Below are 26,319 nucleotides of genomic sequence, written 5' to 3' on the forward strand. Positions count from 1 at the left end.
CCTTGCCGCCGGTGGCCGGCCGTCTCAGTCCGGCCGGCGGCGGCACGGGAGATCTTCCCGGGTGGCAGGGAAGTCGCCCGATCCCCCGGGTGCGCCGGAGTCGCACGCTGAGGTCATCAACCCCGACCCAGAGGAGTCCCGATGACCTCCGTCACCCAGGCCACCACGACCACCCCCGATCCCACCGTCCCCACCGGCGCCGAGGAGGCGCAGAGGCTCGGTCGCCTCGGCGGTGCGCTCGGTCTCACCCACGTCGTCCTCGTCTTCGCAGCCATCACCCAGGAGGTCCTCGTCGAGCACGGCGCGTCCGCGGCCCAGCTCCGGCACGTCTACGGGAGCGCCGACCTGACGCGGGTCTTCGGTGCCGGCTACGTCGAGGCGGCCTCCTTCCTCCTGCTCGTGCCGGCACTCGTGCTGGTCGCGGGGGCGGTGGGCCGCGGGTCGGCGTACGCCCGCGCCGCGGCCCAGTCCTTCCTCGCCCTGGGGATCGTCCTCGCCGCCTCGACCCTGGCCGTGGGGTTCCCACCCGGAGCCGCAGCGCTCTACGGCGCCCAGCACGGTGCCGACGCGAGTGCCGTCGCGATGGTCAACGACATCCGCAACTTCGGCTACGTCCTGCAGGTCTCGGCGCAGGGCGCGATGGCCGTCGCGCTGGGCCTGGCGGTGCTGGCCGGCGGTGCGCAGCGGCGCACCCTCGGGTGGGTCAGCATCGCGATCGGGGCGTTCGTGGTCCTGGGCACGCCGTTCTTCCACAACGTGATGGGGATGGTCGGGATCCTGTGGTGGGTGGCTGTCTGCATCACCCTGCTGCGAGGGACACCCGCTCGGGACTGAGATGAGCCATCCTGGAGGCGTGCCTGCACGACGCACCCTCGCGGCGCTGCTCGGGGGCGCCGGCATCGTCGCCGGCGTCCTCGCCCAGCCCACGCCCGACGCCGCGCTGAGCCTCACGCTGGTGGGGGCCATGTACGCGGCGTACGTCGTCATGGGGCTGCTCATCCTGCGCTCGCTGCCCGACCACCCGGTCGGCCGGCTCATGTTCGTCGGCGGCAGCGTCGCCGCGGCCGGCAGCGGGCTGCTCGAGGTGGCCCGCGCGCAGCTGCGCGGCGACCCCGGTGCCTGGGAGGTCCAGCTGGCCGCCACCGTCGGCACCGCCGCTCGCGGTGCCGGGTGGCTGCTCGTCGTGCTTCTGCTCCCGCTCGTCTTCCCCGACGGCCACCGGGAAGGCCCCGCGACCGTGCGACGCACCGGATGGATCGCGGCCTGGGCGTGCCTGGGGGTCCAGACGCTCGCCACGGTGCTCTCGCCCACCCAGACCGACCTGCGGATGAGTGACGTCCCCAACCCGGTGGGGCTGCCCGAGCAGCTCGCGCCCCTCACCGGCGCCGCGCAGGAGGTCGGCCTGCTGCTCGCCCTCGCCGCCCTCGCCGCGGGCGTCGTGGTGCTCGGGTGGCGCTGGCGGCACAGCAGGGGCATCGACCGGCAGCGGCTGCTGTGGTTCGCCCTCGCCTTCGTCGCGCCGGTGACCGCCCTGGCCCTCAGCTTCTCCGACGCGGCGTCCCCGGCGTTGTTCGCGCTGGTCTCGCTGCCACTTCCCGTCGCGATCGCGATCGCCTGCCTGCAACGCAGGCTCTACGACCTCGAGCTGGTCCTCAGCAGGTCCGTGGGCTACGCGGCCCTGTCGCTGAGCATCGCCGCGATCTACGCGCTCGTCGTCGGTGGCGTCGGGGCGATGCTGCGCCAGCAGGGCGCCGCGTGGCTCGGGTGGGCGGCGGCCGGGGTGATCGCGGTCAGCTTCGCGCCGCTGCGCGAAGGCCTGCAGCGCGCGGCCAACCGGCTCGTCTACGGCCAGTGGGCCCAGCCGGCCGAGGTGCTGGCCGCCACGGGCCGACGTCTCGTGGAAGCCGCCGACGCGCCGGGCCTCCTCCAGACCCTCGTCGGCGAGCTCGCCGCCGGCCTCGGCCTGAGCCACGTCTCGGTCACCGACACCACCGGCGCGGTCCTGGCGGCGCACGGCACACCGGGGGCACAGGTCCAGGCGACCCCGCTCCGCGCGTACGGCGTCCCGGTGGGCGCGCTGCGCTGGGACGGCCCGCGTCTGCGCGAGCTCGACCGCGCCCTGCTCGACGACGTCGCCCACCAGCTGGGCTCGGTGGTCCACGCCGCCGGCCTGGTGAGCTCCCTGCGCCAGAGCCAGGAGCGCCTCGTCCTCGCGCGCGAGGAGGAGCGGCGCCGACTCCGCCGGGACCTCCACGACGGGCTCGGTCCGACCCTGGCCGCGCTCACCCTCGAGGTGGACAACCTCCGCCACCGGCTGCGCTCCGCCGAGCTCGGGCCCGCGGTGGACGCTCCCCTGCTCGACCTGCGCTCCGGCATCCAGTCGACGGTGCTCGACGTGCGCCGCATCGTCGACGGCCTGCGACCGCCGGCGCTCGACGAGCTGGGACTCGAGGAGGCGTTGCGCCAGCTCGCGCGACGGTTGGAGAACGTTGAGGGGCCGGTCGTCGAGGTCTGCGCCGCGGCCGGACCGCGGCTCTCCGCCGCGGTCGAAGTGGCGGCCTACCGCATCGCCGCCGAGGCGCTGACCAACGCGGTGCGCCATGCCCGGGCCACGCGGGTGGAGGTGCGCCTGCAAGCAACCGCCGAGGAGCTGACCCTCCAGATCTGCGACGACGGCGTCGGCGCGGCGGCCCCGCGCGACGGTGGCGTCGGCCTGCAGAGCATGCGTGAGCGCGCCGAGGAGCTCGGCGGGTCCCTGGTGCTCGACGAGTCCGGGCGGGGCACGCTGGTGAGCGCCCGACTCCCCCTGGCGCGAGAGGAGCGACCGTGATCCGGGTCCTCGTGGTCGACGACCACCCCTTGTTCCGCCAGGGGCTGGAGACGATGCTCTCCTTCACCGAGGACCTCGAGCTCGTCGGCTCCGCCGGCGACGCCGAGACCGCGGGGAGGCTCGCCGCCGAGCTCCGGCCGGACGTGGTCGTGATGGACCTCAACCTGCCCGGCATCAGCGGCGCCGAGGGCATCCGCCGGATCGTGGCGCAGCCCGCACCGCCCGCCGTGCTCGTGCTCACGATGGTCGACGACGAGGACGCCGTCGGCGCCGCCCTGCAGGTGGGCGCCCTCGGCTACGTCCTCAAGGGCGCCCTCCAGGAGGAGGTGCTCGCCGCGATCCGCACGGTCGCTGCCGGTGGCGTCGTGGCCGGCGGCGAGGCCGCGCGTCGTGTGCTGCTCGGACGCCAGCGCTACCGCCGCGACCTCACCGAGCGGGAGGCCCAGGTGCTCGCCCTCGTCGCCGCGGGCCGGAGCAACTCCGAGATCGCCCGCGAGCTCGAGCTGAGCCTGAAGACCGTGCAGAACCACGTCTCCCACCTGCTGACCAAGCTGCAGGTCCGCGACCGCACGCAGGCGGCGCTGCGGGCCCGGGGCCTGTGACCCCCTCCGCTGTACATCGGAGTGATGGTCGCTCATCTGGCGTCACCACACGTGGTGAGCGACCACAACTCCGATTTACAGCTCGGCGAGCGCAGCGAGCTGGCGGCGGTTGGCCACCTGGCGGTACGACGCGTCGACCAGCTCGGCGACCTCGTCCCAGCCCACGTCGTCGCGGTCGAGGTCGACGGCCCGCCAGCCGAAGGGGCCGACGTACGCCGGGAGGAAGAACCGCTCGTCCTGGTCGAGGGCACCCACGTCCCCCGGCTCGGGGACGAACAGCAGCGCGTGGTCGTGGCGGACGTGCCCGTCCGGGGTGCGCTCCCCGCCGCCGTACTGCGCGAACTGCTTGGCCACGCGCCAGGTGGGCCGGCCGTGGCTGATCCGCTCCTCCACCTCGGGCAGCGCCAGGCAGAGCGAGCGCAGGCGCACGAGCAGCGGGTCGGCGTCGTCGAACATGACCGGGTGGGGCACCTCACCGACGATAGGCCCGACCGCTGGGTAGTTTCGAGGGGTGACGACCCAGCCGCAGCCCGACCTCCGCACCGCCCTCGTCCTCGGAGGGGGTGGCATCACCGGGATCGCGTGGATGCTCGGCATCCTCAAGGGACTCCGCGACGCCGGTGTCGACCTCACCGACGCCGACATCGTGGTCGGCACCTCGGCGGGCTCCGTGGTCGGGGCCCAGGTGACCAGCGGCCTCGACCTCGACGCGCTGTACGCCGGCCAGCTCGAGCCCCCGGACCACGAGATCGGGGCGGCCTTCGGGCTGCGCGAGCTGGTGTCCCTCGTCGGGCCCGCCCTGCTGCCGGGCTCGCCCCGCGCCCGGCGTCGCCGCGTCGGCTCGCTGGCGCTGCGCGCCCACCCCGGCAGCGGCCACGACCGGGTCGAGGTGATCAAGTCGCGCATCCAGGTGGGCGACTGGCCCGACCGCGACCTGAGGGTGACGGCGGTCGAGGCCGAGACGGGTCGGTTCGCGGTCTGGACGCGTGAGCTCGGGGTCGACCTGGTCGAGGCCGTCGCCTCGTCGTGCGCGGTCCCCGGCGTCTGGCCCCCGGTGGCGATCAAGGACCACCGCTACATCGACGGCGGCGTCCGCACGCCCGCCAACGCCGACCTCGCGCACGACGCCGACGCGGTCGTCGTCCTCGCCCCCATCCCCCGAGGCCTCAGCAAGGCCGGCTCCGTCGAGTCCCAGATGCGCCGGCTGCCGGCGCGCAGCACCTCCGTGGTGCCCGACAAGGAGTCGCTGCGGGCCTTCGGTCGCAACGTCCTCGACCCGGCCAAGCGCGCCGGCGCGGCCCGGGCGGGACTGCGTCAGTCCGCCGACCTGGTCGAGCGGGTCCGCGTCGTCTGGGGCTAGAACCCCAGCCGCGCCGGCAGCTCGTCCAGCCCGGACACCACCGGCACGTCACGCGCCCGCGCGTCGGCCAGCAGGGCGGGGTCGGGCTCGTCGCGCGCGAGCCACACCGCCCGCACCCCGGCCCCCAGCGCGCCCAGCACGTCGACGTCGTACTCGTCGCCGACGTAGACGGTCTCCCCCGGTCTCGTGCCGAGCTCGGAGCAGGCGTGCTCGAAGACCCGCGGGTCCGGCTTGCCGAACCCCAGGGTGTCGCGGGTGACCACCACCGGCAGGAGCCGGTCGAGCCCGGCGGCCGCCAGCTTGCCGGCGGTGTAGTCACGGCCCGAGTTGGTCAGCGCCCCCAGCGCCAGCCCGGCGCCGGTGACCCGGTGCAGGAGCGGCACGGCGTCGTCGTACGCCCTGAGGAGGCGCTGGAAGACCGGCTCGTACGCCGCGTGGAAGCGGTCGCGGGCGCCGTCCGGCACGTCGTGGCCGAGGAAGCGCGCCGCCGCCTCGACCCGGCGGGTGCGCATCGTGGCGAAGTCGAGCTCCCCGCGGGTGAACGCGCGGAAGTACCCCTCGGGGTCGGCGCGGAAGCGCTGCCCCGCCAGCAACGCCCGGTCGGGGTCGACCGACGGCCACAGCTCGGCGAACGCGGTCGCAGCGGCGCGCGACATCGCGGCACGGGTGGTGAGCAGGGTGTCGTCGACGTCGACCAGGACGCCCCGCAGCGGGATGCTCAGCGGCTCAGACCACGCGGTGCATCCAGCCGAAGGTGTCCTCGGCGCGGCCGTACTGGATGTCGACGAGGGCCTGGCGCACCCGCATCGTGAGCTCCCCGGCCTCGGCGACCTCGGGGGTCTCGCCGCCGTCCCACTTCAGCGAGCCGACGGGCGTGACGACGGCCGCGGTGCCGCAGGCGAAGACCTCGACGATGTCACCGGAGGTCACCCCCTCCTGCCACTCGCGGATGTCGAAGCGGCGCTCCTCGACGGAGTGCCCCATCTTGCCGAGGAGCTCGATGATCGAGGCGCGGGTGATGCCCTCGAGGATCGTGCCGAGCTCGGGGGTGACGATGCGGCCGTCCTTGAAGACGAAGTAGAGGTTCATCCCGCCGAGCTCCTCGACGTAGCGCCCCTCCTGCCCGTCGAGGAACACCACCTGGTCGCAGCCCTGGCCCATGGCCTCCTGCTGCGCGACCAGCGAGGAGGCGTAGTTGCCGCCGGTCTTGGCCGCGCCCATGCCGCCGCGGCCCGCGCGGGTGTACTCCTCGGTCAGCCACAGGGTGATCGGAGTCGGGCCCTTGGAGAAGTAGGCCCCGGCCGGCGACGCGATGACCATGTAGGTCACGTGCTTGGCCGGGCGCACGCCCAGGAACGCCTCCGAGGCGAACATGAACGGCCGGACGTAGAGGCTCTTCTCACCGGCGGCCTCGGGCACCCAGCGCTCGTCGACCCCCACCAGGGCGTCGACGGTCGCGACGAAGTCCTCCACCGGGAGCTCGGGCAGGGCGAGGCGCTGCGAGGACCGCGCCAGGCGCTGGCCGTTGGCCTCCGGGCGGAAGGTCCACACCGAGCCGTCCTCACGGCGGTAGGCCTTCATGCCCTCGAAGATCTCCTGCGCGTAGTGCAGGACCGCCGTCGCCGGGTCGAGGGTCAGCGGGCCGTAGGCGCCGATGCGGGCGCCGTGCCACCCCTCCTCCGGAGTCCACTCCACCGTGAGCATGTGGTCGGTGAAGTGGGTGCCGAAGCCGGGGTTCGCCAGGATCTCCGCGAGGCGCTCGTCCGGCGTGAGGTCGGGTCGCTGGTCGACCCGGATGTCGAGGCTGCTCATGGGTGCACGGTACTTCCTTGTCAGTTTCACTAGGTCCCTAGTGACGTTGTCGCTCCCCGAGCGAAGTTTCGCTCGGGGAGTGAGAGCTTCACTAGGTACCTAGTGAAACCGTCACCCGGCGACGCGAGCGGCGATCGCGTCGCCGACCTCCGGCGTACGACGGGCCGCGCCGGACGAGCGCGCCGCGAGGTCGGCCAGGACGGCGTCCTCGATGCGCTTCGCGGCCGCGTCGTGACCGAGGTGGTCGAGCATGAGGGAGGCGGAGAGGATCGCCGCCGTGGGGTCGGCCTTCTGCTGGCCGGCGATGTCGGGGGCGGAGCCGTGGACGGGCTCGAACATCGAGGGGGCGGTGCGGTCGGGGTTGACGTTGCCGCTCGCGGCCAGACCGATGCCGCCGGTGATCGCGGCCGCGAGGTCGGTGATGATGTCGCCGAAGAGGTTGTCGGTGACGATCACGTCGAAGCGCGCCGGGTCGGTGGTCATGAAGATCGTCGCCGCGTCGATGTGGAGGTAGTCCACGGACACGTCGGGGAACTCCTCCCCCACCTCGCGCACGAGCCGCGACCAGACCGCGCCGGCGTTGACCAGCACGTTGGTCTTGTGGACGAGGGTGAGCTTGCGACGGGGACGCTTCAGGGCCCGGGCGAACGCGTCGCGCACGACCCGCTCGACACCGAAGGCGGTGTTGACCGAGACCTCGGTCGCGACCTCGGCCGGGGTGCCGACGCGCAGCGCCCCGCCGTTGCCGGTGTAGGGCCCCTCGGTGCCCTCGCGCACGACGACGAAGTCGACCTCGCCCGGGTCGCGCAGCGGGGACACGACCCCGGGGTAGATCCGCGACGGGCGCAGGTTGACGTAGTGGTCGAGCTCGAAGCGCAGCCGCAGCAGCAGGCCGCGCTCGAGGATGCCGGGCGGGAGGTTGGGGTCGCCGGGCTTGCCACCCACCGCGCCGAGCAGGATCGCGTCGTGGCCGCGGATCTCCTCGAGCACGCTGTCGGGCAGCACCTCGCCGGTCGCGAGGTAGCGCTCGGCACCGAGGTCGTAGCGCTCGGTCTCGAACTTCACCTCGCCGTCGGTGGCGGCGGCGAGCACCTTGAGCGCCTCGTCGGTCACCTCACGGCCGATCCCGTCACCAGGGATGACGGCGAGGCGGACGGAGGCGTCGGAGGTGGGGGTGCTCATGGCTCCGAAGCCTAGACGCCGCCCGCTCGCCGGGCTCGACGCGACCGTTGGGCGAGCACGACCTCAGTTGTCGTCGGGGCGCTCGCGCTCCCCGTCGTACGCCGTGGGGGCGCCGGCGGTGACCAGCTGCTTCTCCCAGTAGCGCGGGCGACGTCGTGCGGGACGGGTCTCACGGTCGGTGGTGCGCTCGTCGGTGCGGTGCCGGGCCGGGCCCCACTCGGGGTACATCTGGTACATCGTCTTCTCCTGCTTGCTCAGCGGTTCACGGGGTTCACGGTGGTGTCACCAGAGGTGACGAGGTGGTGTCCGCGATGGAGAGGAGAAGCGTCCGGCGCTGGCCGATGGGTCTCATGCAGCCGGCGGAGGGACGGGCCCTGCGCTCTTCGTTCCGGGTCCCGGAGGGAGAAGTCCACCGCTGTCGGATCCGACAGGGGGAGGGTGTTCTTCTTCACTCACCGCGGAGGGGTCGTAGAGCCCGCACAACACCAGCACCGCGGCGAGGTGGCTCTACTGGTGAGCCTCGCCGCGGCGACTGATAAGTACGAAGAACGACCGCATGGTGCTGCCAGGGTGACACGCCGGACCCGCCTCGCGCACGGTACTTTCGTCCCTTTCCATTTGCTGAGACGGATTCTCATATCCTGGTCAGGCGTCCAGGAGGTGTGAGGATCTCCGTCATGAGTGCGCCGCTCGAGATCCCCGCCGTCGTGTCACGTGCCCTCGATGCCGCGCGCCGTCGGGGGTACGCCTCCTTCTGCCGCCACGAGACCGGCCGGCTCCTCGCCGCCCTCGCGGCCTCCCGCGAGGGGGTGGTCGCCGAGTTCGGCACCGGCACCGGGGTCGGCACGGCCTGGCTGCGCAGCGGGGCGCGCAGCGGCACCCAGATCGTGAGCGCCGAGCTCGACCCGGTCCTCGCCGGCGCGGCCTCCGAGGTGTTCGCCGACGACCCCCAGGTCGAGGTCGTGGCCGCCGACTGGTCGACGCTCAACGAGCGCGGTCCGTTCGCCCTGCTCTTCCTCGACGCGCGCGAGCCCAAGGTCAGCGGGCCCGACGTGGTCAGCGACCTGGTCGAGCCCGGCGGCGTCGTCGTGCTCGACGACTTCACCCCGTGCGAGTCGTGGCCCCCGGTCTACGAGGGCCGGGTCGACACGCTGCGCGAGCGGTGGCTGACCGACGAGCGCTTCACCACCGTCGAGGTGATGGTCGCCCCCGACACCAGCGCGCTCATCGCCGCCCGCCGCTGAGCCACCGGCCCGTCAGCCCGTCGCGTCGCTCACTGCGCCGGGCCCACCGCCACGTCGTCGACGTGCACGCCGTCGAAGCTGTTCTTGGCACACAGCGCCGGCACCCCGACCGAGGAGCAGAACGCGTCGGAGGTGAAGTGGAAGCGCACCTGCACGTCGCCCCCGGGTGAGGGCAGCAGGAGGTTGTAGGTCGTCCACCCCGGGTTGTCCGGGTTGGTCCCGCTGAACGAGCCGATCTGCCGCCACGTGGTGCCGTCGGAGGACCACTCGACCGTGACCGGGTCGAACGCCTCGATGTCGGTCCTGGCCGCGAAGCGCACCACGGACCTGCCCTTGGGCAGGCTGATCTTCGGCGAGGTCAGCGTCGCGTCGTCGTTGTCGACGTAGCCCGTCGGCCCGCTGATCGCGAAGGCGTGGCCGCTGTCGTTCTCCGCGGTCCCGTTGCCGTGACCCGGGGTGCCGCGCTGCCAGGTCGTCGGCGTGCCGGCCGCGGTCCAGCCCTGGGCCCCCGGCTCGAAGGAGTACGACGCCACGGGCGTCCCCATCACCGGCGCGGTCGGCGTCCCGGAGGACGGCGTCGGCACCTTGGAGTCGAACAGGTAGGTCCACACCCCGCGGCCGAACTGGGCCACCACGGCCTTGTTGTGGTTGTTCGGCTTGAGCGTGATGCTCGAGACCGGGCCACGGGGCAGGCCCTGCATCCGCGCGAACTTCGGGTCACGCAGGACGCCGGCGGCGTTGGAGGCGTAGGCGCCGAGGTCCGTGCCAACCAGGAGCTGGCGGTGACGGATGGTCACCCACGTGGCCGTCGTGTCGGGCAGGTTGGCCGACCACTTCACGAAGCTCCGTCCGCCGTCGACCGAGCGGTAGAGGTTGCCGGTCCCGAGGCGGGAGTTGGTGTCACCGGTGACGCCCGGCGGCACCCAGCGCCGGGTGTAGCCGCCGAGGGTGACGAAGACCCGCTTGCGGTTGTCCGGGTCGATCGCGATCGAGGTGATGTAGCGGTTGGGCAGCCCCTTGGCCGGCACGATGTGCCAGCCCCGGGCGGTGCCCTTGCGCGAGGTCAGCTTGCCGCCCACGTTGGTCGCCAGCCCGTTCTTGAACACCGCGGTCGAGCTGAACTGCTTGTTGAGCGTGTCGCAGTGACCGCAGAAGCCGACGTAGCTGGTGCTACCGATGTTGGCCACCGCGGACATCGAGTTGTCGGGGTCGGTCGCCGAGGAGGTGGCGCTCGCGCTGCCCGGGTGCGACCGCGTGCCGAGGTCGAAGACCTTGATCCACGTCGTGGTGGACGAGTCGGCGTCGGAGGCGTTGGTCATGCCGGAGTCCGTGGCCGGGCCGACCAGCGTCTCGACGACCTCACGGCCCGCCGTGATCAGGTGGTTGGCGTCGCGGGGGTCCATCTGGAACGGGTTGGCGAACTTCGAGGCGGTCAGGCCCGGGTCGATGCTCTTCCAGGTCGACCCGCCGTCGGAGGAGACCGAGATCGCGGCGTTGGTGTACTCCTCGTAGGTCACGTCGCTGTCGGCCGGGTCGACGGCGGAGAAGAATCCGTCGCCGCCGTACACCTCGTAGTGGCGGCGGTTGCGCTTCGGGTCGATCTTGAGGTTGCCGTTGTCCTGCAGGCCGCCGTACACCGTGCCGTCGTTGGCCATCGCGGCGTAGTAGGGCAGCAGCGTGCTGTAGCCGGCCTGGTCACCGGGGCCCCAGTGCGAGTTGTCCAGCTCGCCGTCGTCGTCGCTCTCGAAGCGGTAGCGGTAGGTGCCGCCGTCGTTGCCGACGACCAGCTGGACACCACCGGGGACCTTGGGGTCCTTGATCCAGATCCCGTCCTGCTGGTCGGGGTGGGTCGTGGAGTTGTCGTCGGTCGGCTCACGGTCGCCCGGGCAGGCGGGGAGGCCGGCGGACAGCAGCAGGCAGGAGTTGCCACCGAAGTACTTGCCGACCACCCGGAACTTCACCGGCACCGAGCCGTCGAGCGGCTGGCCCGACTGCGGCAGGTCGTTGGACCACAGCTCCTCGAGGCCGAACACGAGGCGTGTGGGCACACCGCTGGCCGTCGACCGGGTCGGGTCGGGCTGGACCCAGAGGTTGTACCAGCCCTGCACGCCCGGCTGGTAGCCGGTCGCGGTGCCGGTGCCGACCAGTGCGGAGCCCGTCGTCGGGTCCAGGGCCAGCTGCGTGCCGGAGGCGAGGCGGGTCCAGCTCGAGCCGAAGTTCGTCGACACGTAGAGGCCGTTGAGCACCGTCGTGCCGAGCGGCGGGCTGGTGCCCTCGGGGACGTCGATGCCGCTGACGCCACCGTTGTTGAGCAGGTTGGCGTCCTGGACGATCGCGTAGAGGATGTCGTGGTCCTGGCCGGACCCGCGGGCCTGTCCGAGCTCGGTGCGGCCGATGGCGCTCTGCGCGGCGAAGCCGGTCGCGGCCAGCTTCCTGAACGTGCGGGGGTCGCCCGTGGAGGAGCGGTAGACGCCGTTGCGCGGGGACTGGATGGTGCCGTTGCGGTTCTTCTTCTGGCCGCCGCGCCACCCCACGGTGGCCACGACCGTGCCTGCCTTGGTGGTGGTGTTCCTGCCGCCCGGCTGGACGACGACCACGTCGGTGACGGAGTTGGCGAAGTTGCACGCGGGCCGCTTGCTGACGTCGGTGACGCCCGCGCAGGTGCCCGTGGGCAGCACCGCGTTGGCATAGCTGCGGCCGCCGTCGCGGGAGACGAACAGCCCGCGCTGGGTCGCGGCGTAGACGCGACGCGGGTGACCCGGGTCGACGGCCAGGGCGAAGCCGAGCGCACCGGAGGGGACGCCCTTCGCGCGCGTCCAGTGCCGGCCGAGGTCGCCGGACCAGTAGGCGCCCAGGCCGGTGTAGGCCGAGGAGCCGAACGTCGGCTCCCCGGTCAGCGCGATCAGCGTGCCGGTGCGGGCGGGGGTCCAGGCGACGGCGCCGGTGACCCCGGTCGGCAGGTTGCCGCCGGCATTGCGCCAGCTGCGGCCGAGGGTGTCCGAGCGCCAGATGCCACCGGAGGCGACGGCGGCGAAGAGGCGGTGGTTGGCGGGGTCGTAGGCGTAGGAGTCGACGCGCCCGCTGTTCCGGTGCAGCCCGAGGCCGTTGACCTCGGGGTAGTCGGGGTGGTCGACGACCAGCGGCCCGGTGCCGTAGCGCTCGGCCTTACCCGCCGCGGCCGGCAGCACCACGCGGTCGACCGCGCGCGCCTGGCGCACGCTGGCGAGGGCGGCACCCTCGCGGTAGGCGCCGAAGGGAGCCAGGCGGGCCATCGCCTGGGTGTCGAACATCGAGGTCAGCTCGCCCATCGACTCCGGACGGCGCGCGACGACGCACAGCTCGTCGTACTCCTCCGGGTCGACGCCCTGGAGCATCGGCAGCTCGCGCGTGGCCTCGCGGGCCAGCTCCTCCTCGGCCTCGTGCTCGGCCTCCTCGCCGTGCTCGCCCTCCCCCTCGCGCCGCATCTCGGCACGGACCTCGGAGAGCGCGTCGAGGACGGGCTCGTAACCGCGGGCGCAGGGCTCGGCGGCACCGGCCGCACGTGCGGTGGTGCCCGGGCCGCGGTCGAGCGCGACGAGCACCCCGGCGACCGCCAGGGCGAGGGCGACGACGAGCGTCAGCCAGAAGGCGCGGAGTCGGATCGGCATCGTGGTGCCCCCGTCAGGGAGGCCCCGGACGGGCGGGGCCGCTGGAGTCTGTCGCCGCGACCCTAGTCCGAGCCCACCGCGTCGCGGGCTGCTTCGGGCACGAAAGCGCCGAGCTGCTCGCGGCGGCGGCGTCCCCAGCGCCGCTCGGCCGCCGGGGTCAGCGGGACGATCGTCCAGGGCAGGAACACCTGCAGCAGCGGGCCGATCGCGACGGCGTAGAGGACGGTGCCCAGGCCGACCGTGCCGCCGAGCAGGAAGCCGACGGTCAGGACGGTCACCTCGAGCCCGGTGCGCACCACCCGGACCGACCAGCCGGCGCGCCGGACGAGGCCGGTCATGAGGCCGTCGCGGGGGCCGGGGCCCAGCTGGGCGCCGATGTAGAGCGCCCCGGCGAGACCGTTGAGCACGATGCCGGCGACGAGGAACCCCGCCCGCGGGCCCAGCGCGTGCGGCGCCTCGAGGAGCCCCAGCGTCACGTCGGTGGCCACCCCCACCACGATCGCGTTGGCGATCGTGCCGAGCCCGGGCAGCTGGCGCAGCGGCACCCACAGCAGGAGCACGAAGACGCCGACGACGATCACGACCTCGCCGAAGCTGAGGTCGGTCCGCTCGGCGATGCCCTCGTGGAAGACGTCCCACGGGTCCAGGCCGAGCGTCGAGCGCACGAGCAGGCCCATGCTGAAGCCGTAGAGGCAGAGCCCGACCATCAGCTGCACGAGGCGGCGCGGGAGCCGGGGCGCCCGCAGCTGCGCCAGGGGGCCGAGGCCGCTGAGCTTGTCCATGCACGCCAGTGTGGCGACAAGTGGTCTGGTTCTCGATAGCCAATCGTGGGAAAGTGGCCTTACGGTGACGGCGTGGACCGTCGCATCTCCTCCGCCCGCCTGACCGCGCTCCTCGGCGACGCCGCCGGGCGGTCCCCGGCCTACCGCGCGGTCGCGGACGCGATCCGGCTGCTGGTCAACGACGGGCGCATCGCGCCGGGCACCCGCCTGCCGAGCGAGCGCGACCTCACCGACCGTCTGGGCGTGAGCCGCACCACCGTCTCCCGGGCGTACGCCGAGCTGAAGGACCGCGGCTACCTCACCGCCCGCGTCGGGGCCGGGAGCGTGGTCGCCCTCCCCCACGACGTCCCCGCCGGCGACCAGCTCCTCGACCCGACGTCCACGGGCCCGGACACGATCAACCTCAGCGTCGCGGCACCACCGGCCGTCGCCGGCACCGCGGCGGCCTACGCCGCGGCCATGGAGGAGCTGCCCGCCCACCTGACCGGCTGCGGGCTGTTCCCCTCCGGGCTGCCCGACCTGCGCGAGGCGATCGCCGCCCGCTACGCCGAGCGCGGCCTGCCGACCGACCCCGAGCAGGTCGTCGTGGTCAGCGGCGCGCTCAACGGGCTCACCGTCCTCATCCGCGCCTTCCTCGGCCCCCGCGACGCGGTGCTGACCGAGAGCCCGTCCTACCCCAACGCGATCCGGGCCCTGCGCTCCTCCGGGGCGCGCATCGCGGGCGCCGACGTCGACGCGACGGACTGGTCCTCGAGCAGCCTCACCGAGACGATCGCCCAGCTGCGGCCGTCCGCGGCGTACCTCATGCCCGACTTCCAGAACCCGACCGGGGCCCTGCTCGACGACGAGGCCCGTGCGCGCACCGCGACGGCGCTGCGACGGGCGGGCGCGCTGACGATCGTGGACGAGGTGGTCGCCGAGCTCGGCCTGGACGACGCCCCGATGCCGCTGCCCTTCGCCCACCACGCCCCGGACGCCCTGTCGCTGGGGAGCGCCAGCAAGCTCTACTGGGCCGGGCTCCGGGTCGGCTGGATCCGCGTGCCCCACCGGCTGCTGCCCGACGTGATCAGCGCCCGCCTGGCCACCGACATCGGCGCCCCCCTGCTGGAGCAGGTCGCCCTGCTCCACCTGGTGCGCGGCGGCGACGCCGTCCGGGCGGCACGGCGCGAGCAGCTGCGGGAGCGGCGCAGCACGATGGTCTCCGCCGTCGCGCGCCACCTGCCGGACTGGCGGTTCCGCGTGCCGCCCGGCGGCCTCTCGCTGTGGTGCGAGCTGCCGGAGGCGCGCTCCACCGTCCTGTGCGCCGCGGCCGCCCGGCACGGCGTGACGCTCGCGGCGGGCCCGCTGTTCGCCCCCGAGGGCGGTCTGGAGCGCTACGTCCGGCTGCCCTACGCCAAGTCCCCCGACGAGATCGAGCTCGCCGTCGCCCGGGTCGCCCTGGCGTGGGACGAGGTCACCGCCGGTCCCGCCTCGGGCCGCCGCCCCAGGGCCCCGCGCGAGCGCGAGGCCCTGGTCACCTGAGCGGCGTCAGGCCGGCCCGTCCATCCAGGGGTCGGTCAGGTCGACGTACGACGGCTCGCCGCTCAGCGCCCGGAGCTCGGCCATGCGCTCGGAGACCTCGGGCGGCAGGTCCTTCTGCTCGCCCTCGCGGGCCGCGGCCTCCGAGGTGAACCAGATCGCCATGGTCCAGTCGCCGCCGGCGTGCAGGCACACCAGCCGACCGAGGATGTCGGGGCGGTGGGCGGCGAGGCCCTCCGAGTCGCCGGTGAGCAGGGAGAACAGCCGCTCGGGGTCCTCGGTCGTGCCCTGCATGACCTGCACGAAGGCCGCCTGGCCGGGGTCGCCGGCGAGGTCGGTCTCGCAGGTCGTGCTGTCGTGGAAGACCGGGTCGCCCTCCAAGGTCGCCGCCATGGCCTCCCACCACTCCCCCTGCTCGGGCAGCGAGCTGTTCTTGTCCGCGGCCGCCTCGGACTCGAAGCGGGCCAGGGCGACGAACGTGCCGTCGTCGGCGACGCCCGCCGTGGTGCCGAGCCAGCCGACGCTGCGCGGCGCCAGGTCGCGCACCCATCTGTCGAGCTGAGCGCGCACCTCCGCCTTGTCGCGGACCTTGCCCTTGATCACCTGCACGAACATCGGAACCTCCGCACCCACGGGGCCCGACGGGCGTCGAGCCCGGGATCTCGGTCGCGACGCTACGCCGCGGCGCACGGAGGCACGAGTGCCGACAGTCCCGCGAGCGCGGTCAGTCGGTGAGGTCGACCGAGCGCACCTCGACGGCGGCGATCGAGGTGCGGATCTCCTCGAGGGCCTCGTGCGGGATCGCGGAGTCGACCGACAGGGCGACCAGGGCATGACCGCCCTTCTCGTCGCGGCAGACCTGCATGCCGGCGATGTTGATGCCGGCGTCGCCGAGCACGCGGCCGACCGTGCCGACCATGCCGGGGCGGTCCTCGTAGCGGAAGAACCCGAGGTGGTCGGTCGGCTCGATGTCGACGGCGAACCCGTCGACCTCGACCAGCCGCTCCCGCTGGGCGATCCCGATGAGGGTGCCGCTGACCGAGACCTGGCTGCCGTCACCGAGCGTGCCGCGGATCGTGATCAGGTTGCGGTGGTCGGGGCTCTCGGCCTCGGTCACCAGGCGCACCGCGACGCCGCGCTCGGCGGCCAGCAGCGGGGCGTTGACGTAGGAGACCTGCTCCTCGACGACGTCGCAGAACACGCCCTTGAGGGCGGCGAGCTCGAGCACCTTGACGTCGTACTGCGTGATCTCGCCGCGCACCTCGACGTCGACCTGCTGGGCGACCTCGCCGGCGAGCGCGGTGAAGACGCGGCCGAGCTTCTCGGTGAGCGGGATGCCGGGACGCACGTCCTCGGCGATCACGCCGCCCTGCACGTTGACCGCGTCGGGCACGAGCTCGCCGCTCAGCGCCAGGCGGACGGACCGCGCGACCGCGATGCCGGCCTTCTCCTGGGCCTCGTCGGTGGAGGCGCCGAGGTGCGGCGTCGCGACGACGTTCTCCAGGGCGAACAGCGGGCTGTCGGTGCAGGGCTCCTTGGCGAAGACGTCGAGCCCGGCGGCGCCGATGCGCCCCTCGGACAGCGCCTCGAACAGCGCCTCCTCGTCGACGATGCCGCCGCGGGCGGCGTTGACCAGCACGAGGTGGGGCTTGGCCTTGCGCAGCTGCTCGTCGCTGATGAGGCCGACGGTCTCGGGGGTCTTGGGCAGGTGCACCGACATGAAGTCGGACTCCGCGACGAGCTCCTCGAGCGACACCAGGCGCACGCCCATCTGGGCGGCGCGGCCGGCCTGGACGTAGGGGTCGTAGGCGATGACCCGCATGCCGAAGGCGCTCAGCCGCTGGGCGACGAGGACGCCGATGCGGCCGAGGCCGACGATGCCGACGGTCTTCTCGTAGAGCTCGATGCCGGTGTAGCGGCTGCGCTTCCACTCCCCGTTGCGCAGCGCGGCGTGGGCCGGGCTGACGTGCCGGGCGGCGGCGAGCATCAGCGCGACGGCCAGCTCGGCGGCCGAGACGATGTTGGAGGTCGGCGCGTTGACCACCATGACGCCGTGCTGCGTCGCGGCCTTGACGTCGACGTTGTCCAGGCCGACCCCCGCGCGCGCCACGACCTTGAGCCGCTTGGCCGCCTCGAGCGCCTCGAGGTCGACCTGGGTCGCCGAGCGCACCAGGATCGCGTCGGCGTCGGCGATCGCCTCGAGCAGCTCGGCGCGGTCGGCGCCGTCGCACTGCCGGATCTCGAAGTCGGGGCCGAGCGCGTCGATCGTGGCGGGGCTGAGCTCTTCGGCGATGAGTACGACGGGGTTGCTCACGTGGGTCCTCGGGCGGTGGTAGGTGCGGCAACTCTGTGCACGACGCTGTGCGGCGCGCCAGCCTACCTCCGGCCCGGTCCGCGACTCCGGCACGACCGGCTGGGAAGACGGGGTCGCGAGGGTGGGTCAGTCGGTGGTCACCAAGCTGGTCAGCGCCCGCGACCGCCCGTCGGGTCGGGCACGAGCTCGAGGGACTGCAGCGGCACCTCCCGAGTCTGCCGTCCCGGTGGTCGAGCGCTCCCGGTGCCACACTCCAGAGGTGGGCGTGATGGACGAGGCGGAGCGGCTGGAGCCGGCCACCGTGGACGAGTGGTCGGCGTGGCTGGCCGAGCACCACGCGAGCACGCCGGGCGTGTGGCTGGTCAGCGCGCGGCGCGCGGCCGACCGGGCCTTCGGCTACGAGGAGGCCGTGGTCGAGGCGCTGCGCTGGGGGTGGGTGGACTCCACCCAGCGCGGGGTCGACGAGCGCCGGTCGATGCTGTGGTTCTCCCCGCGGCGACCCGGCAGCGTGTGGACCCGCAACAACAAGCAGCGCGTCGCCCGCCTCGAGGCCGAGGGTCGGATGGAGCCGGCCGGTCGGGCGCAGGTCGAGGCCGCGAGGGCCAGCGGCACGTGGACGCTGATGGACGACGTGGAGGACCTGGTCGTGCCGGCCGACCTGGCCGAGGCGTTCGAGTCCCGACCCGGCAGCCGCGAGCACTTCGACGCCTTCAGCCCGTCGGTGCGCAGGCAGGTCCTCGCCTGGATCGTCCTGGCCAAGAAGGCCGAGACGCGGGCGGCCAGGGTCGCCGCGACCGCGGAGCAGGCAGCCGCGGGGAAGCCCGCGCGGTCCTGACCTCAGCCGTGGCGCCAGCGGCGCGGGAGCATCTGGCCGAACAGGCCGGAGGCCCAGCTCAGCCGGCTGTAGGTGCGCAGGTCCTGGGCGGTCGCCCTCGTCTCCTCGTCGGCCGCGAAGGTGGGTGCCAGGGTCAGCCGGTCGGCGTAGGGCGACTGCTCCTCGAAGAACGTCGTCGCCATCTGTTCACGGTAACCCCGGCACCGCTCCCTGACATCGCGCCGGCCGACCCTGACCGGACCAGGGGGTCGGTCTCAGGGTGAGGCTCAGCGATCTCCCCGATGTGCCGGGCGGGTCCGCGGGGCGAGGGTGAGGACCATGATCACGGTCGAGAACCTCACCAAGGAGTACGCCGGCTTCACCGCCGTCGACGACGTCACCTTCACGGCCCGCCCCGGGCGGGTCACCGGCTTCCTGGGCCCCAACGGCGCGGGCAAGTCCACCACCATGCGCGTCATGGTCGGCCTCACCCCGGCCACCTCCGGCGAGGTCACCGTCGCCGGGCGCCGCTTCGCCGACCTGCCCAACCCGGGTCGCGAGGTCGGCGTCCTGCTCGACGCCTCCGCCCAGCACGCCGGCCGCACCGGACGCGAGATCCTCGCGATCACCGCCGCGATCATGGGGCTGCCCCGCACCCGCGTCCCCGAGATGCTGCACCGGGTCAGCCTCACCGAGGACGAGGCCGACCGCCGGGTCCGCCACTACTCGCTCGGCATGCGGCAGCGGCTCGGCATCGCCGCCGCGCTCCTGGGCGACCCGCAGGTGCTCGTCCTCGACGAGCCCGCCAACGGCCTCGACCCGGCCGGCATCCGCTGGATGCGCGACCTGCTCCGGGAGTACGCCGACCAGGGCGGCACGGTGCTCCTCTCCAGCCACCTGCTCCACGAGATCGAGGTGGTCGCCGACGACCTCGTCGTCATCGGCCGCGGGCGCATCGTCGCCCAGGGCAGCAAGGCCGACCTGCTCGCGGCGGCCGGCACGGTGGTCGCCGCCGACGACCGCGCCGCCCTCGAGCGGGCGCTGTCCACTGCCGGCCTGGCCAGCCACCCCGGCACCGACGGCGCGCTGCGCGTCGAGGCCACCACCCGCGAGGTCGGCCTCGCGGCCGCCTCGGCCGGGATCCCCCTGACCCGTCTCGCCGACGCCGACGGAGCCGGGCTCGAGGAGATGTTCCTCGAGCTCACCGCCGACACCCAGCGCGACGACCTCACCCAGAGCCACTCCGAAGGAGCAGCAGCATGACCACGCTCGTCACCACTCCCCCGGCCGCGCCGTCCGCGCGGGCCGCCCGGCCGTCGTACGCCCCGATCCCGTTCCGGCGGGTCCTCTCGGTCGAGCTGCGCAAGATGTTCGACACCCGCTCGGGCTTCTGGCTGATGGCCGGCATCGTCGGGCTGTCCGTGCTGGCGACCGCCGGGGTGGTGCTGTTCGCCCCCGACGACCAGCTCACCTACGGCAGCTTCGGCGCCGCGGTCGGCATCCCGATGACGGTGATCCTGCCGGTCATCGCGATCCTCTCGGTGACCGGCGAGTGGAGCCAGCGCAGCGGCCTGTCGACCTTCACCCTGGTCCCCCAGCGCGGACGGGTCATCGGCGCCAAGGCGCTGTTGTCCGTCGCGGTCGGCGTCGGCGGCATGGCTGTCGCGTTCGCGGTCGGCGCCCTCGGCAACCTGCTCGGCTCGGCCATCGCCGGCGTCGACACGGTGTGGGACACCGGCTGGCAGTCGTTCGTGATGCTGACCCTGGGCAACGTCCTGGGCGTGATGATGGGCTTCACCCTCGCCGTCCTGCTGCGCAGCTCCGCCGCGGCGATCGTGGGCTACTTCGTCTACAACTTCGTGCTGGCCGGCATCGCCGAGGTGCTCGCGGCGTCGCAGGCCTGGTTCCGCGACGCCCGCGGCTGGGTGGACTTCAGCTTCGCGCAGGTCCCGCTGTTCAACGCCGACGACAGGTGGCCCACGGCCACCGAGTGGGCACACCTGGGAGTGACCGGCCTGTGCTGGCTGGCGATCCCGCTGGCGGTCGGCCTGGTCATGGTGACGCGATCGGAGGTGAAGTGAGATGGGGAACCAGATCATGCGCTCCGACGACCGCTGGATCGCCGGTGTCTGCGGCGGGCTGGCCCGCCGGTTCGGGACCACGCCCAACCAGATGCGGCTGATCTTCGTGATCAGCTGCCTGCTCCCGGGACCGCAGTTCGTGGTCTACCTGGTGCTCTGGGTGCTGATGCCCGACGAGCGCAAGGCCGGCCGCGCGTCCTGATCCCGCCCTCCGGCGGATCGTGACCAGGTTCGGCGGATGCCGACATCGATGCAGGTGGATCCGGTGTCGGCATCCGCCGCTTCGTACCCCGATCCACCGAACTCTCCTGCAACTGCACCTACCCTCGTGCCATGCTCCCGGTCATCTTCATCGCGGCCTTCGCAGCAGCGGCGTACGGCGTGACCAGGCGGCTCGGTCGCTCGGGCGACATCACCGCGACGTACTCCTCCGCCGAGCGCGACGCCATCCGGCGCGCCCTGGTCCGCGAGAAGAAGAGCCCCCCTGCCTGAGCACGAGCGGACACCCCTGGGCGGGGCGACCCGTTCGCTAGCCTCGGGAGATGGGTCGGATCCTCGTCCAGGTCGTCGTACTCCCGGCAGGACCGGGAGGCGGCCCGGATGAGGCTGGCCCGGCGCCGCAACGACGACCACTTCTGACGACGACGCCCCGTCCCGCAGGTGCGGGACGGGGCGTCGGGGTCTCGGACGGGCTCGGCCACCGCGTCAGCGGGTCGCGGTGCCCTCGGTGTAGTCCGAGTCGTGGCTCTTGACCCACGCCATGAGCTTGCGCAGCTCGCGGCCGGTGGTCTCGATCGGGTGGACCTCGCCCTGCTGGCGCAGCGCCTTGAACTCCGGGGCGCCGGCGTCCTGGTCGTCGATGAACCGCTTGGCGAAGGCGCCGTTCTTGATGTCCTCGAGGACGGCCTTCATGTTCTCCTTGACCCGCGGGTCGATGACGCGCGGACCGGAGACGTAGTCGCCGTACTCCGCGGTGTCGGAGACCGACCAGCGCTGCTTGGCGATGCCGCCCTCGTACATCAGGTCGACGATCAGCTTGAGCTCGTGGAGGCACTCGAAGTAGGCGACCTCGGGCTGGTAGCCGGCTTCGACGAGGGTCTCGAAGCCGTACATCACCAGCTGCGAGGCGCCGCCGCAGAGGACCGCCTGCTCACCGAACAGGTCGGTCTCGCACTCCTCGGTGAACGTGGTCTTGATGCCGCCGGCGCGGAGGCCGCCGATGCCCTTGGCGTAGGACAGTGCGAGCTCCCAGGCCTTGCCGGAGGCGTCGGCCTCGACCGCGACGAGCACGGGGACGCCGCGGCCCTCGTTGAACTCGCGACGGACCAGGTGGCCCGGGCCCTTGGGGGCGACCATGCAGACGTCGACGCCCTCCGGGGGCTTGATGTAGCCGAACCGGATGTTGAAGCCGTGGCCGAAGAACAGCGCGTCGCCGGGCACCAGGTTGGGCTCGACGGCCTCGGCGTAGAGGCCGCGCTGCACGTGGTCGGGGGCGAGGATCATGATCAGGTCGGCCTCCTCGCAGGCCTCGTACGGCGTGAGCACGCGCAGGCCCTCGGCCTCCGCCTTGGCCCGGCTCTTCGAGCCCTCGGGCAGGCCCACGCGGACGTCGACGCCGCTGTCGCGCAGGGACAGCGCGTGGGCGTGGCCCTGGCTGCCGTAGCCCAGGATCGCGACGTGGCGGCCCTGGATCACCGACAGGTCGGCGTCGTCGTCGTAGAACATCTCAGCCACGAGTGGCTCTCCTTCTGAGTTGGGTTGTTGCGGGGGTCAGTCTGGTTCAGGCGGGCGGCGCCACGGGCACCGGGACCGGCTTGAGCGTGCGCTCGGAGATCGACCGGGGGCCGCGGCCGATGGCCACGACGCCGGACTGGACGAGCTCGCGCACGCCGTAGGGCTCGATCACGCGGAGGAAGTCGGCCAGCTTCTCGGGGTGGCCGACGACCTGGACGGTGACGGCGTCGGGGGCCACGTCGACGACCTTGCCCTTGAAGATCTGGACGATCTCGAGGACCTGGCCGCGGGTCGCACCGTCGGCCTTCACCTTGACCAGGATCAGCTCGCGGCTGACCGAGGCCGAGGTGTCGAGCTCGACGACCTTGATCACCTCGACCAGCTTGTTGAGCTGCTTGGTGACCTGCTCGAGCGGGGACTCCTCGACGTCGACCACGATCGTCATCCGCGAGACCTCGGGGTGCTCGGTCGGGCCGACCGCGAGGGAGTCGATGTTGAAGCCGCGGCGGCTGAAGAGGCCGGCGATGCGGGCCAGGACGCCCGGCTTGTTCTCGACCAGGACCGACAGCGTGTGCTTGCCGGTCGGCAGCTCGGGCCTCACAGGTCGTCACCTTCCCAGTCAGGCGCCATCTCGCGCGCCACCTTGATGTCGTCGTTGCTCGTGCCGGCCGCGACCATCGGCCAGACCATGGCGTCGCGGTGGACCCGGAAGTCCACGACGACGGGCACGTCGTCGATCTGCATCGCCTTCTCGATCGTCGCGTCGACGTCGTCGGGGCTCTCGCAGGCCAGGCCCACGCAGCCGTAGGCGTCGGCCAGCTTGACGAAGTCCGGGATCCTCTTCGACTGCAGGTCGGTGTTGGAGTAGCGCGAGTCGTAGAACAGCGTCTGCCACTGCCGGACCATGCCGAGCGACTCGTTGTTGATGATCGCGACCTTGATCGGGATGCCCTCGATCGCGCAGGTGGCCAGCTCCTGGTTGGTCATCTGGAAGCAGCCGTCGCCGTCGACCGCCCACACCGTGGTGTCGGGCAGCGCGACCTTGGCGCCCATCGCCGCGGGGACCGCGAAGCCCATCGTGCCGAGGCCGCCGGAGTTGATCCACGTGCGCGGCTTCTCGTAGCCGATGAACTGCGAGGCCCACATCTGGTGCTGGCCCACGCCCGCGGCGTACACGGCCTCGGGGCCGGCGATCGCGCCCAGGCGCTGCATGACGTACTGCGGAGCCAGCGAGCCGTCGGCGGGGGCGTCGTAGCCCAGCGGGTAGCGGCCCTTGACGCCGTCGAGGTAGGAGACCCAGCCCTCGTAGTCGCCCTGGTGGCCGGCCTCGCGCTCGGCACGGATGGCCTCGACGAGGTCGGCGATGACCTCCTTGCAGTCGCCCACGATCGGCACGTCGGCATAGCGGTTCTTGCCGATCTCGGCCGGGTCGATGTCGGCGTGGATCACCTTGGCGCCGGGGGCGAAGGAGTCCAGGGCACCGGTGACGCGGTCGTCGAAGCGGGCGCCGAGGCTGATGATCAGGTCGCTGCGCTGCAGGCAGCCGACCGCGGCCACGCTGCCGTGCATGCCGGGCATGCCCATGTGCAGCGGGTGGGAGTCGGGGAAGGCCCCGCGGGCCATCAGGGTGGTGACGACCGGGATGCCGGTGAGCTCGACCAGGCGCGCCAGCTCGGCCGAGGCGTTGGCGCGGATGACGCCGCCGCCGACGTAGAGGACCGGCTTGCGGGACTCGGCGATCAGCCGCGCGGCCTCGCGGACCTGCTTGGCGTGCGGGCGCGTGGTCGGGCGGTAGCCCGGCAGGTTGAGCTCGGTCGGCCAGCGGAAGGTCGTCATCGCCTGGAGCGCGTCCTTGGACACGTCGACCAGGACCGGACCAGGGCGGCCGGTGCGGGCGATGTAGAACGCCTCGGCGACCGTGCGCGGGATCTCGGCGGGGTCGGTGACCAGGAAGTTGTGCTTGGTGATCGGCATCGTGATGCCGCGGATGTCCGCCTCCTGGAAGGCGTCGGTGCCGATCGAGCCGCTGGCCACCTGGCCCGTGATCGCGACGATCGGGACCGAGTCCATGTGGGCGTCGGCGAGCGGGGTGACCAGGTTGGTCGCCCCCGGGCCGCTGGTCGCCATGCAGACGCCGACCCCGCCGCCGGCCGCGGCGTAGCCCTGCGCCGCGTGGCCCGCGCCCTGCTCGTGGCGCACCAGGATGTGGCGCAGCTTGACGGAGTCGAAGAGCGGGTCGTACGCCGGGAGGATCGCGCCGCCCGGGATGCCGAAGACGTTCTCGGCACCGGCGCACTCGAGCGAGCGGATCAGGCTCTGTGCGCCGGTCATCGGCTCAGCCGTCGTGCTGACGGAGGCCACCGCGGACACCTGGGTCGCAGGTGAGCCCGAGGGCGGCGGGGCGGGGGTGGGAGCGCTGTGCTCGCTCATGACCGGCCTTTCGTGTCGGTCCTCCCGGTCCGGCGGTGTCGAGCCCGGGCGGGAGGGTGGTCCACGGTGCTCGTCCAACAAAAAACCCTCGCCGCCCTCTGGGCGAGCAAGGGTTGGCGCGAGCCGACGACCTGGGGGTCGGTCAGCCCACGCCCGGGCGTACGAGTACCTGCAAACGCATGGCACCACAGTCGCCGTCCTGCCCGTGCTCCGTCAAGCAGAGTCTGTCACCCGTCCCAAGCAGTGGGACGGCCGTCCCGTTCGCCGGACGATTCCTCAGCCGTGGTGGACCGCCACGACGCCGGTGCGCCTCGGGTCGCCGTACGCCTCGAGGCCGGTGGCGGCGGTCCAGAGAGCGGCGCTGACCCCCCCGAAGTACATCGAGCGGGCCGGCATCGCACGGGTCGGGAGCCCGAGGTCGGCCGGCAGCACGAGGTCCTCCTCGTGGTCGACCTGCACCGGGGGGTCCTCGGTGGGGCGCACGCGCACGTGCAGGCGCGGCTGCGCCACGGCCGGGGCCAGGTCGAGCCCGCCGTTGACGAACAGCGCCACGACCTGGGCGAGCGCGGTCGGGATGCGGTCGGAGCCGGGCGAGCTGATCGCCAGGGCCGCGCCGCCGTCGGCTCGCCGCAGGACCGTGGGCGCCATGTTGGAGCTGATCCGCTCGCCGGGGCGCAGGGCGTGCGGACCGGCCGCGACCAGCTCCTGCTCGCCGAGGCAGTTGTTCATCGCCAGGCCGGTGCCGGGCACGACGAAGCCGGAGCCGTAGCCCGACGACACCGTGATCGCGCAGGTCCCGCCGGCGGCGTCGGCCGCCGAGACGGTGGCGGTCGACGGCGAGGTCAGCGCAACCGGGTCCACCTCCCGGACCCGTCGCAGCACCTCCTCGGCCAGCGCGGTCCGGCCGGCCTCGGTGTCGGGACCGGTCAGCCCCTCCCCCAGCACCAGGGCCTGCGCCCGGGCCAGCACCCGCAGGTCGGTCTCGTCCCAGGGGCCGCCCGCCGGCCTGCCCCGCAGCAGCTCGAGCACGGCCGTCAGCGCCACGCCCCCGGAGGCCGGCGGAGGGTTGGTGGCCAGCTCCCAGTCGCCCACCCGCAGGCGGAGCGCCGGACGCACCACGGCGTCGTACGACGTGAGGTCCTGCAGCGTCAGCAGGCCCTCGGCCTCCTGCACCGCGGCGGCGGCACGGGCGCCCAGGTCGCCGCCGTAGAGCGCCCCGACCCCCTCCTCCGCCAGCTGGCGCACGGTGTCCTCGAGGTGGGGCACGACCACGGTCGAGCCGACCGGCCACAGCTCGCCGTCGGGCGAGAGCACGGTCGCCCGGCTCTCGTCCTGCCAGCCGAAGACGGGCTCGTGGACGTAGCGCAGGTAGTAGTACGACGCGCTGCCGTGCGGGAAGCCGGCCGCCGCCTCCACCGCGGGCTGGAGGAGCCGCGACCACGGCAGCGTGCCGTGGCGGCGGGCGACCACGTCGAGGGCCTTGAGCGCGCCCGGCACGGCGACGGACCCCGGCCCGACGGTCATCGTGGTGCCGCCGGCGTAGTCGGTGCGGACGTCCCACAGTCCGCGTCCGAGGCGGTCGGCGCCGAGCCCCCGGCCCGGCATCGCGACCCCGCCGTCCACGGTCACGGGGTCCTCACCGGGCAGCTGCAGCGTCACGAAGCCGCCCGCGGTCAGCGAGACCAGCCCGACCTCGCTGACCATCGTGGTGATCGCCGCGGCGACCGCGGCGTCGACGGCGTTGCCGCCCTCCCGGGCGACCCCGACCCCCGCTGCGGCCGCGAGCTCGTTGGGCGCGGACACCGCGATCCCGCGCCCGCGCCGCTCGCCTCCCGGCTCGGTCATGTCCCACCTCTCTCCGGCCCCCATCGTCCCCCGCGGCGGGCCGCCCACGCGACGCACGTCACCTGCAGACGTGAAACACCATCCGGCGGGGCATCGTTGACCGGACGAGAGGCGCCCTCAGGCG

The 26,319-nt window shown here is 73.2% G+C and carries 25 protein-coding genes; 11 read left to right on the forward strand and 14 right to left on the reverse strand.

Annotation, left to right across the window (positions count from 1 at the left end):
- The first annotated feature begins 141 nt into the window (after positions 1-141).
- Genes J2S63_RS05440 through J2S63_RS05450 form a run of 3 tightly spaced genes read left to right on the forward strand, consistent with a single transcriptional unit; the run spans position 142 to position 3,432 of the window.
- Positions 142-834: a hypothetical protein gene (locus tag J2S63_RS05440; protein ID WP_310299587.1), complete on the forward strand. Its 693-nt coding sequence runs from the start codon at positions 142-144 to the stop codon at positions 832-834.
- 19 nt (positions 835-853) lie between these two features.
- Entirely contained in the window at positions 854-2,830 is a 1,977-nt protein-coding gene (locus tag J2S63_RS05445) for an ATP-binding protein (RefSeq protein ID WP_310299590.1), read from the forward strand.
- Positions 2,827-3,432 carry a response regulator gene (locus J2S63_RS05450; RefSeq protein ID WP_310299592.1) on the forward strand — a complete coding sequence of 202 codons (606 nt, stop codon included), beginning with the start codon at positions 2,827-2,829 and terminating at the stop codon, positions 3,430-3,432. The genes J2S63_RS05445 and J2S63_RS05450 overlap by 4 nt, the downstream gene beginning before the upstream one ends.
- A 75-nt stretch (positions 3,433-3,507) precedes the next feature.
- On the opposite strand, the gene J2S63_RS05455 is transcribed toward J2S63_RS05450, so the two are convergent.
- Positions 3,508-3,903, reverse strand: coding sequence for an MmcQ/YjbR family DNA-binding protein (locus J2S63_RS05455; RefSeq protein ID WP_310299594.1), 396 nt, complete (start codon positions 3,901-3,903; stop codon positions 3,508-3,510).
- A 40-nt stretch (positions 3,904-3,943) separates the two neighbouring features.
- Here J2S63_RS05455 and J2S63_RS05460 point away from each other — a divergent pair, with 40 nt between their 5' ends.
- Entirely contained in the window at positions 3,944-4,792 is an 849-nt protein-coding gene (locus J2S63_RS05460) for a patatin-like phospholipase family protein (protein WP_310299597.1), read from the forward strand.
- On the opposite strand, the gene J2S63_RS05465 is transcribed toward J2S63_RS05460, so the two are convergent.
- From J2S63_RS05465 to J2S63_RS05480, 4 genes are all read right to left on the reverse strand, one after another.
- Positions 4,789-5,514, reverse strand: a complete 726-nt coding sequence (locus J2S63_RS05465) for an HAD family hydrolase (RefSeq protein WP_310306599.1) — start codon at positions 5,512-5,514, stop codon at positions 4,789-4,791. The two genes, J2S63_RS05460 and J2S63_RS05465, sit on opposite strands and share 4 nt — an antisense overlap.
- A 4-nt stretch (positions 5,515-5,518) precedes the next feature.
- Positions 5,519-6,604 carry a branched-chain amino acid aminotransferase gene (locus J2S63_RS05470; protein WP_310299600.1) on the reverse strand — a complete coding sequence of 362 codons (1,086 nt, stop codon included), beginning with the start codon at positions 6,602-6,604 and terminating at the stop codon, positions 5,519-5,521.
- A 111-nt stretch (positions 6,605-6,715) separates the two neighbouring features.
- Positions 6,716-7,786, reverse strand: coding sequence for a 3-isopropylmalate dehydrogenase (locus tag J2S63_RS05475; RefSeq protein WP_310299602.1), 1,071 nt, complete (start codon positions 7,784-7,786; stop codon positions 6,716-6,718).
- Between the two features lie 63 nt (positions 7,787-7,849).
- Positions 7,850-8,023 (reverse strand): hypothetical protein, encoded by a 174-nt coding sequence (locus J2S63_RS05480; RefSeq protein WP_310299605.1) that lies wholly within the window; start codon positions 8,021-8,023, stop codon positions 7,850-7,852.
- Between the two features lie 440 nt (positions 8,024-8,463).
- On the opposite strand from J2S63_RS05480, the gene J2S63_RS05485 reads away from it, so the two are divergent.
- On the forward strand, positions 8,464-9,030 hold the full coding sequence (locus J2S63_RS05485) for an O-methyltransferase (RefSeq protein WP_310299608.1): 567 nt from the start codon (positions 8,464-8,466) through the stop codon (positions 9,028-9,030).
- Positions 9,031-9,059: 29 nt separating this feature from the next.
- Here the strand turns inward: J2S63_RS05485 and J2S63_RS05490 are convergent, their stop codons facing one another.
- The gene (locus J2S63_RS05490) at positions 9,060-12,677 is read right to left on the reverse strand and encodes a hypothetical protein (protein WP_310299611.1); all 3,618 of its coding nucleotides are present in this window, start codon (positions 12,675-12,677) and stop codon (positions 9,060-9,062) included.
- 62 nt (positions 12,678-12,739) lie between these two features.
- Complete coding sequence (gene yczE / locus J2S63_RS05495) at positions 12,740-13,459, reverse strand: membrane protein YczE (RefSeq protein WP_310299614.1); 720 nt, start codon at positions 13,457-13,459, stop codon at positions 12,740-12,742.
- Positions 13,460-13,531: 72 nt separating this feature from the next.
- Between yczE and yczR the strand changes: the two genes are divergently transcribed.
- Positions 13,532-14,980: a MocR-like transcription factor YczR gene (yczR, locus tag J2S63_RS05500; protein ID WP_310299616.1), complete on the forward strand. Its 1,449-nt coding sequence runs from the start codon at positions 13,532-13,534 to the stop codon at positions 14,978-14,980.
- Positions 14,981-14,986: 6 nt separating this feature from the next.
- Here yczR and J2S63_RS05505 read toward each other — a convergent pair whose 3' ends face one another.
- Complete coding sequence (locus J2S63_RS05505) at positions 14,987-15,592, reverse strand: hypothetical protein (protein ID WP_310299620.1); 606 nt, start codon at positions 15,590-15,592, stop codon at positions 14,987-14,989.
- A 109-nt stretch (positions 15,593-15,701) separates the two neighbouring features.
- Positions 15,702-17,291, reverse strand: a complete 1,590-nt coding sequence (gene serA, locus J2S63_RS05510) for a phosphoglycerate dehydrogenase (RefSeq protein ID WP_310299623.1) — start codon at positions 17,289-17,291, stop codon at positions 15,702-15,704.
- Between the two features lie 268 nt (positions 17,292-17,559).
- Between serA and J2S63_RS05515 the strand changes: the two genes are divergently transcribed.
- A complete protein-coding gene (locus tag J2S63_RS05515) occupies positions 17,560-18,126 on the forward strand; it encodes a YdeI/OmpD-associated family protein (RefSeq protein WP_310306601.1) in 567 nt (188 codons plus the stop codon).
- 2 nt (positions 18,127-18,128) lie between these two features.
- Here J2S63_RS05515 and J2S63_RS05520 read toward each other — a convergent pair whose 3' ends face one another.
- Positions 18,129-18,308, reverse strand: coding sequence for a hypothetical protein (locus tag J2S63_RS05520; RefSeq protein WP_310299626.1), 180 nt, complete (start codon positions 18,306-18,308; stop codon positions 18,129-18,131).
- 136 nt (positions 18,309-18,444) lie between these two features.
- On the opposite strand from J2S63_RS05520, the gene J2S63_RS05525 reads away from it, so the two are divergent.
- The 4 genes from J2S63_RS05525 to J2S63_RS05540 all read left to right on the forward strand — a co-directional run bounded on the left by J2S63_RS05525 (position 18,445) and on the right by J2S63_RS05540 (position 20,678).
- Positions 18,445-19,368, forward strand: coding sequence for an ABC transporter ATP-binding protein (locus tag J2S63_RS05525; protein ID WP_310299628.1), 924 nt, complete (start codon positions 18,445-18,447; stop codon positions 19,366-19,368).
- On the forward strand, positions 19,365-20,186 hold the full coding sequence (locus tag J2S63_RS05530) for an ABC-2 transporter permease (protein ID WP_310299630.1): 822 nt from the start codon (positions 19,365-19,367) through the stop codon (positions 20,184-20,186). Before J2S63_RS05525 ends, J2S63_RS05530 begins: the two co-directional genes overlap by 4 nt.
- Before the next feature lies 1 nt (position 20,187).
- On the forward strand, positions 20,188-20,388 hold the full coding sequence (locus J2S63_RS05535) for a PspC domain-containing protein (RefSeq protein WP_310299633.1): 201 nt from the start codon (positions 20,188-20,190) through the stop codon (positions 20,386-20,388).
- Positions 20,389-20,519: 131 nt separating this feature from the next.
- Positions 20,520-20,678, forward strand: a complete 159-nt coding sequence (locus tag J2S63_RS05540) for a hypothetical protein (RefSeq protein WP_310299636.1) — start codon at positions 20,520-20,522, stop codon at positions 20,676-20,678.
- A 213-nt stretch (positions 20,679-20,891) separates the two neighbouring features.
- Here the strand turns inward: J2S63_RS05540 and ilvC are convergent, their stop codons facing one another.
- The 4 genes from ilvC to J2S63_RS05560 form a co-directional block, all read right to left on the reverse strand.
- Complete coding sequence (gene ilvC, locus J2S63_RS05545) at positions 20,892-21,920, reverse strand: ketol-acid reductoisomerase (protein WP_310299638.1); 1,029 nt, start codon at positions 21,918-21,920, stop codon at positions 20,892-20,894.
- A gap of 46 nt (positions 21,921-21,966) precedes the next feature.
- Positions 21,967-22,521 (reverse strand): acetolactate synthase small subunit, encoded by a 555-nt coding sequence (gene ilvN / locus J2S63_RS05550; protein ID WP_310299641.1) that lies wholly within the window; start codon positions 22,519-22,521, stop codon positions 21,967-21,969.
- Positions 22,518-24,251: an acetolactate synthase large subunit gene (locus tag J2S63_RS05555; protein WP_374725133.1), complete on the reverse strand. Its 1,734-nt coding sequence runs from the start codon at positions 24,249-24,251 to the stop codon at positions 22,518-22,520. The genes ilvN and J2S63_RS05555 overlap by 4 nt, the downstream gene beginning before the upstream one ends.
- A 375-nt stretch (positions 24,252-24,626) precedes the next feature.
- A complete protein-coding gene (locus tag J2S63_RS05560) occupies positions 24,627-26,195 on the reverse strand; it encodes a gamma-glutamyltransferase (RefSeq protein WP_310299647.1) in 1,569 nt (522 codons plus the stop codon).
- Between the last annotated feature and the right edge of the window lie 124 nt (positions 26,196-26,319).

Source organism: Nocardioides marmoribigeumensis, from assembly GCF_031458325.1.
Taxonomy (GTDB): Bacteria; Actinomycetota; Actinomycetes; order Propionibacteriales; family Nocardioidaceae; genus Marmoricola_A; species Marmoricola_A marmoribigeumensis.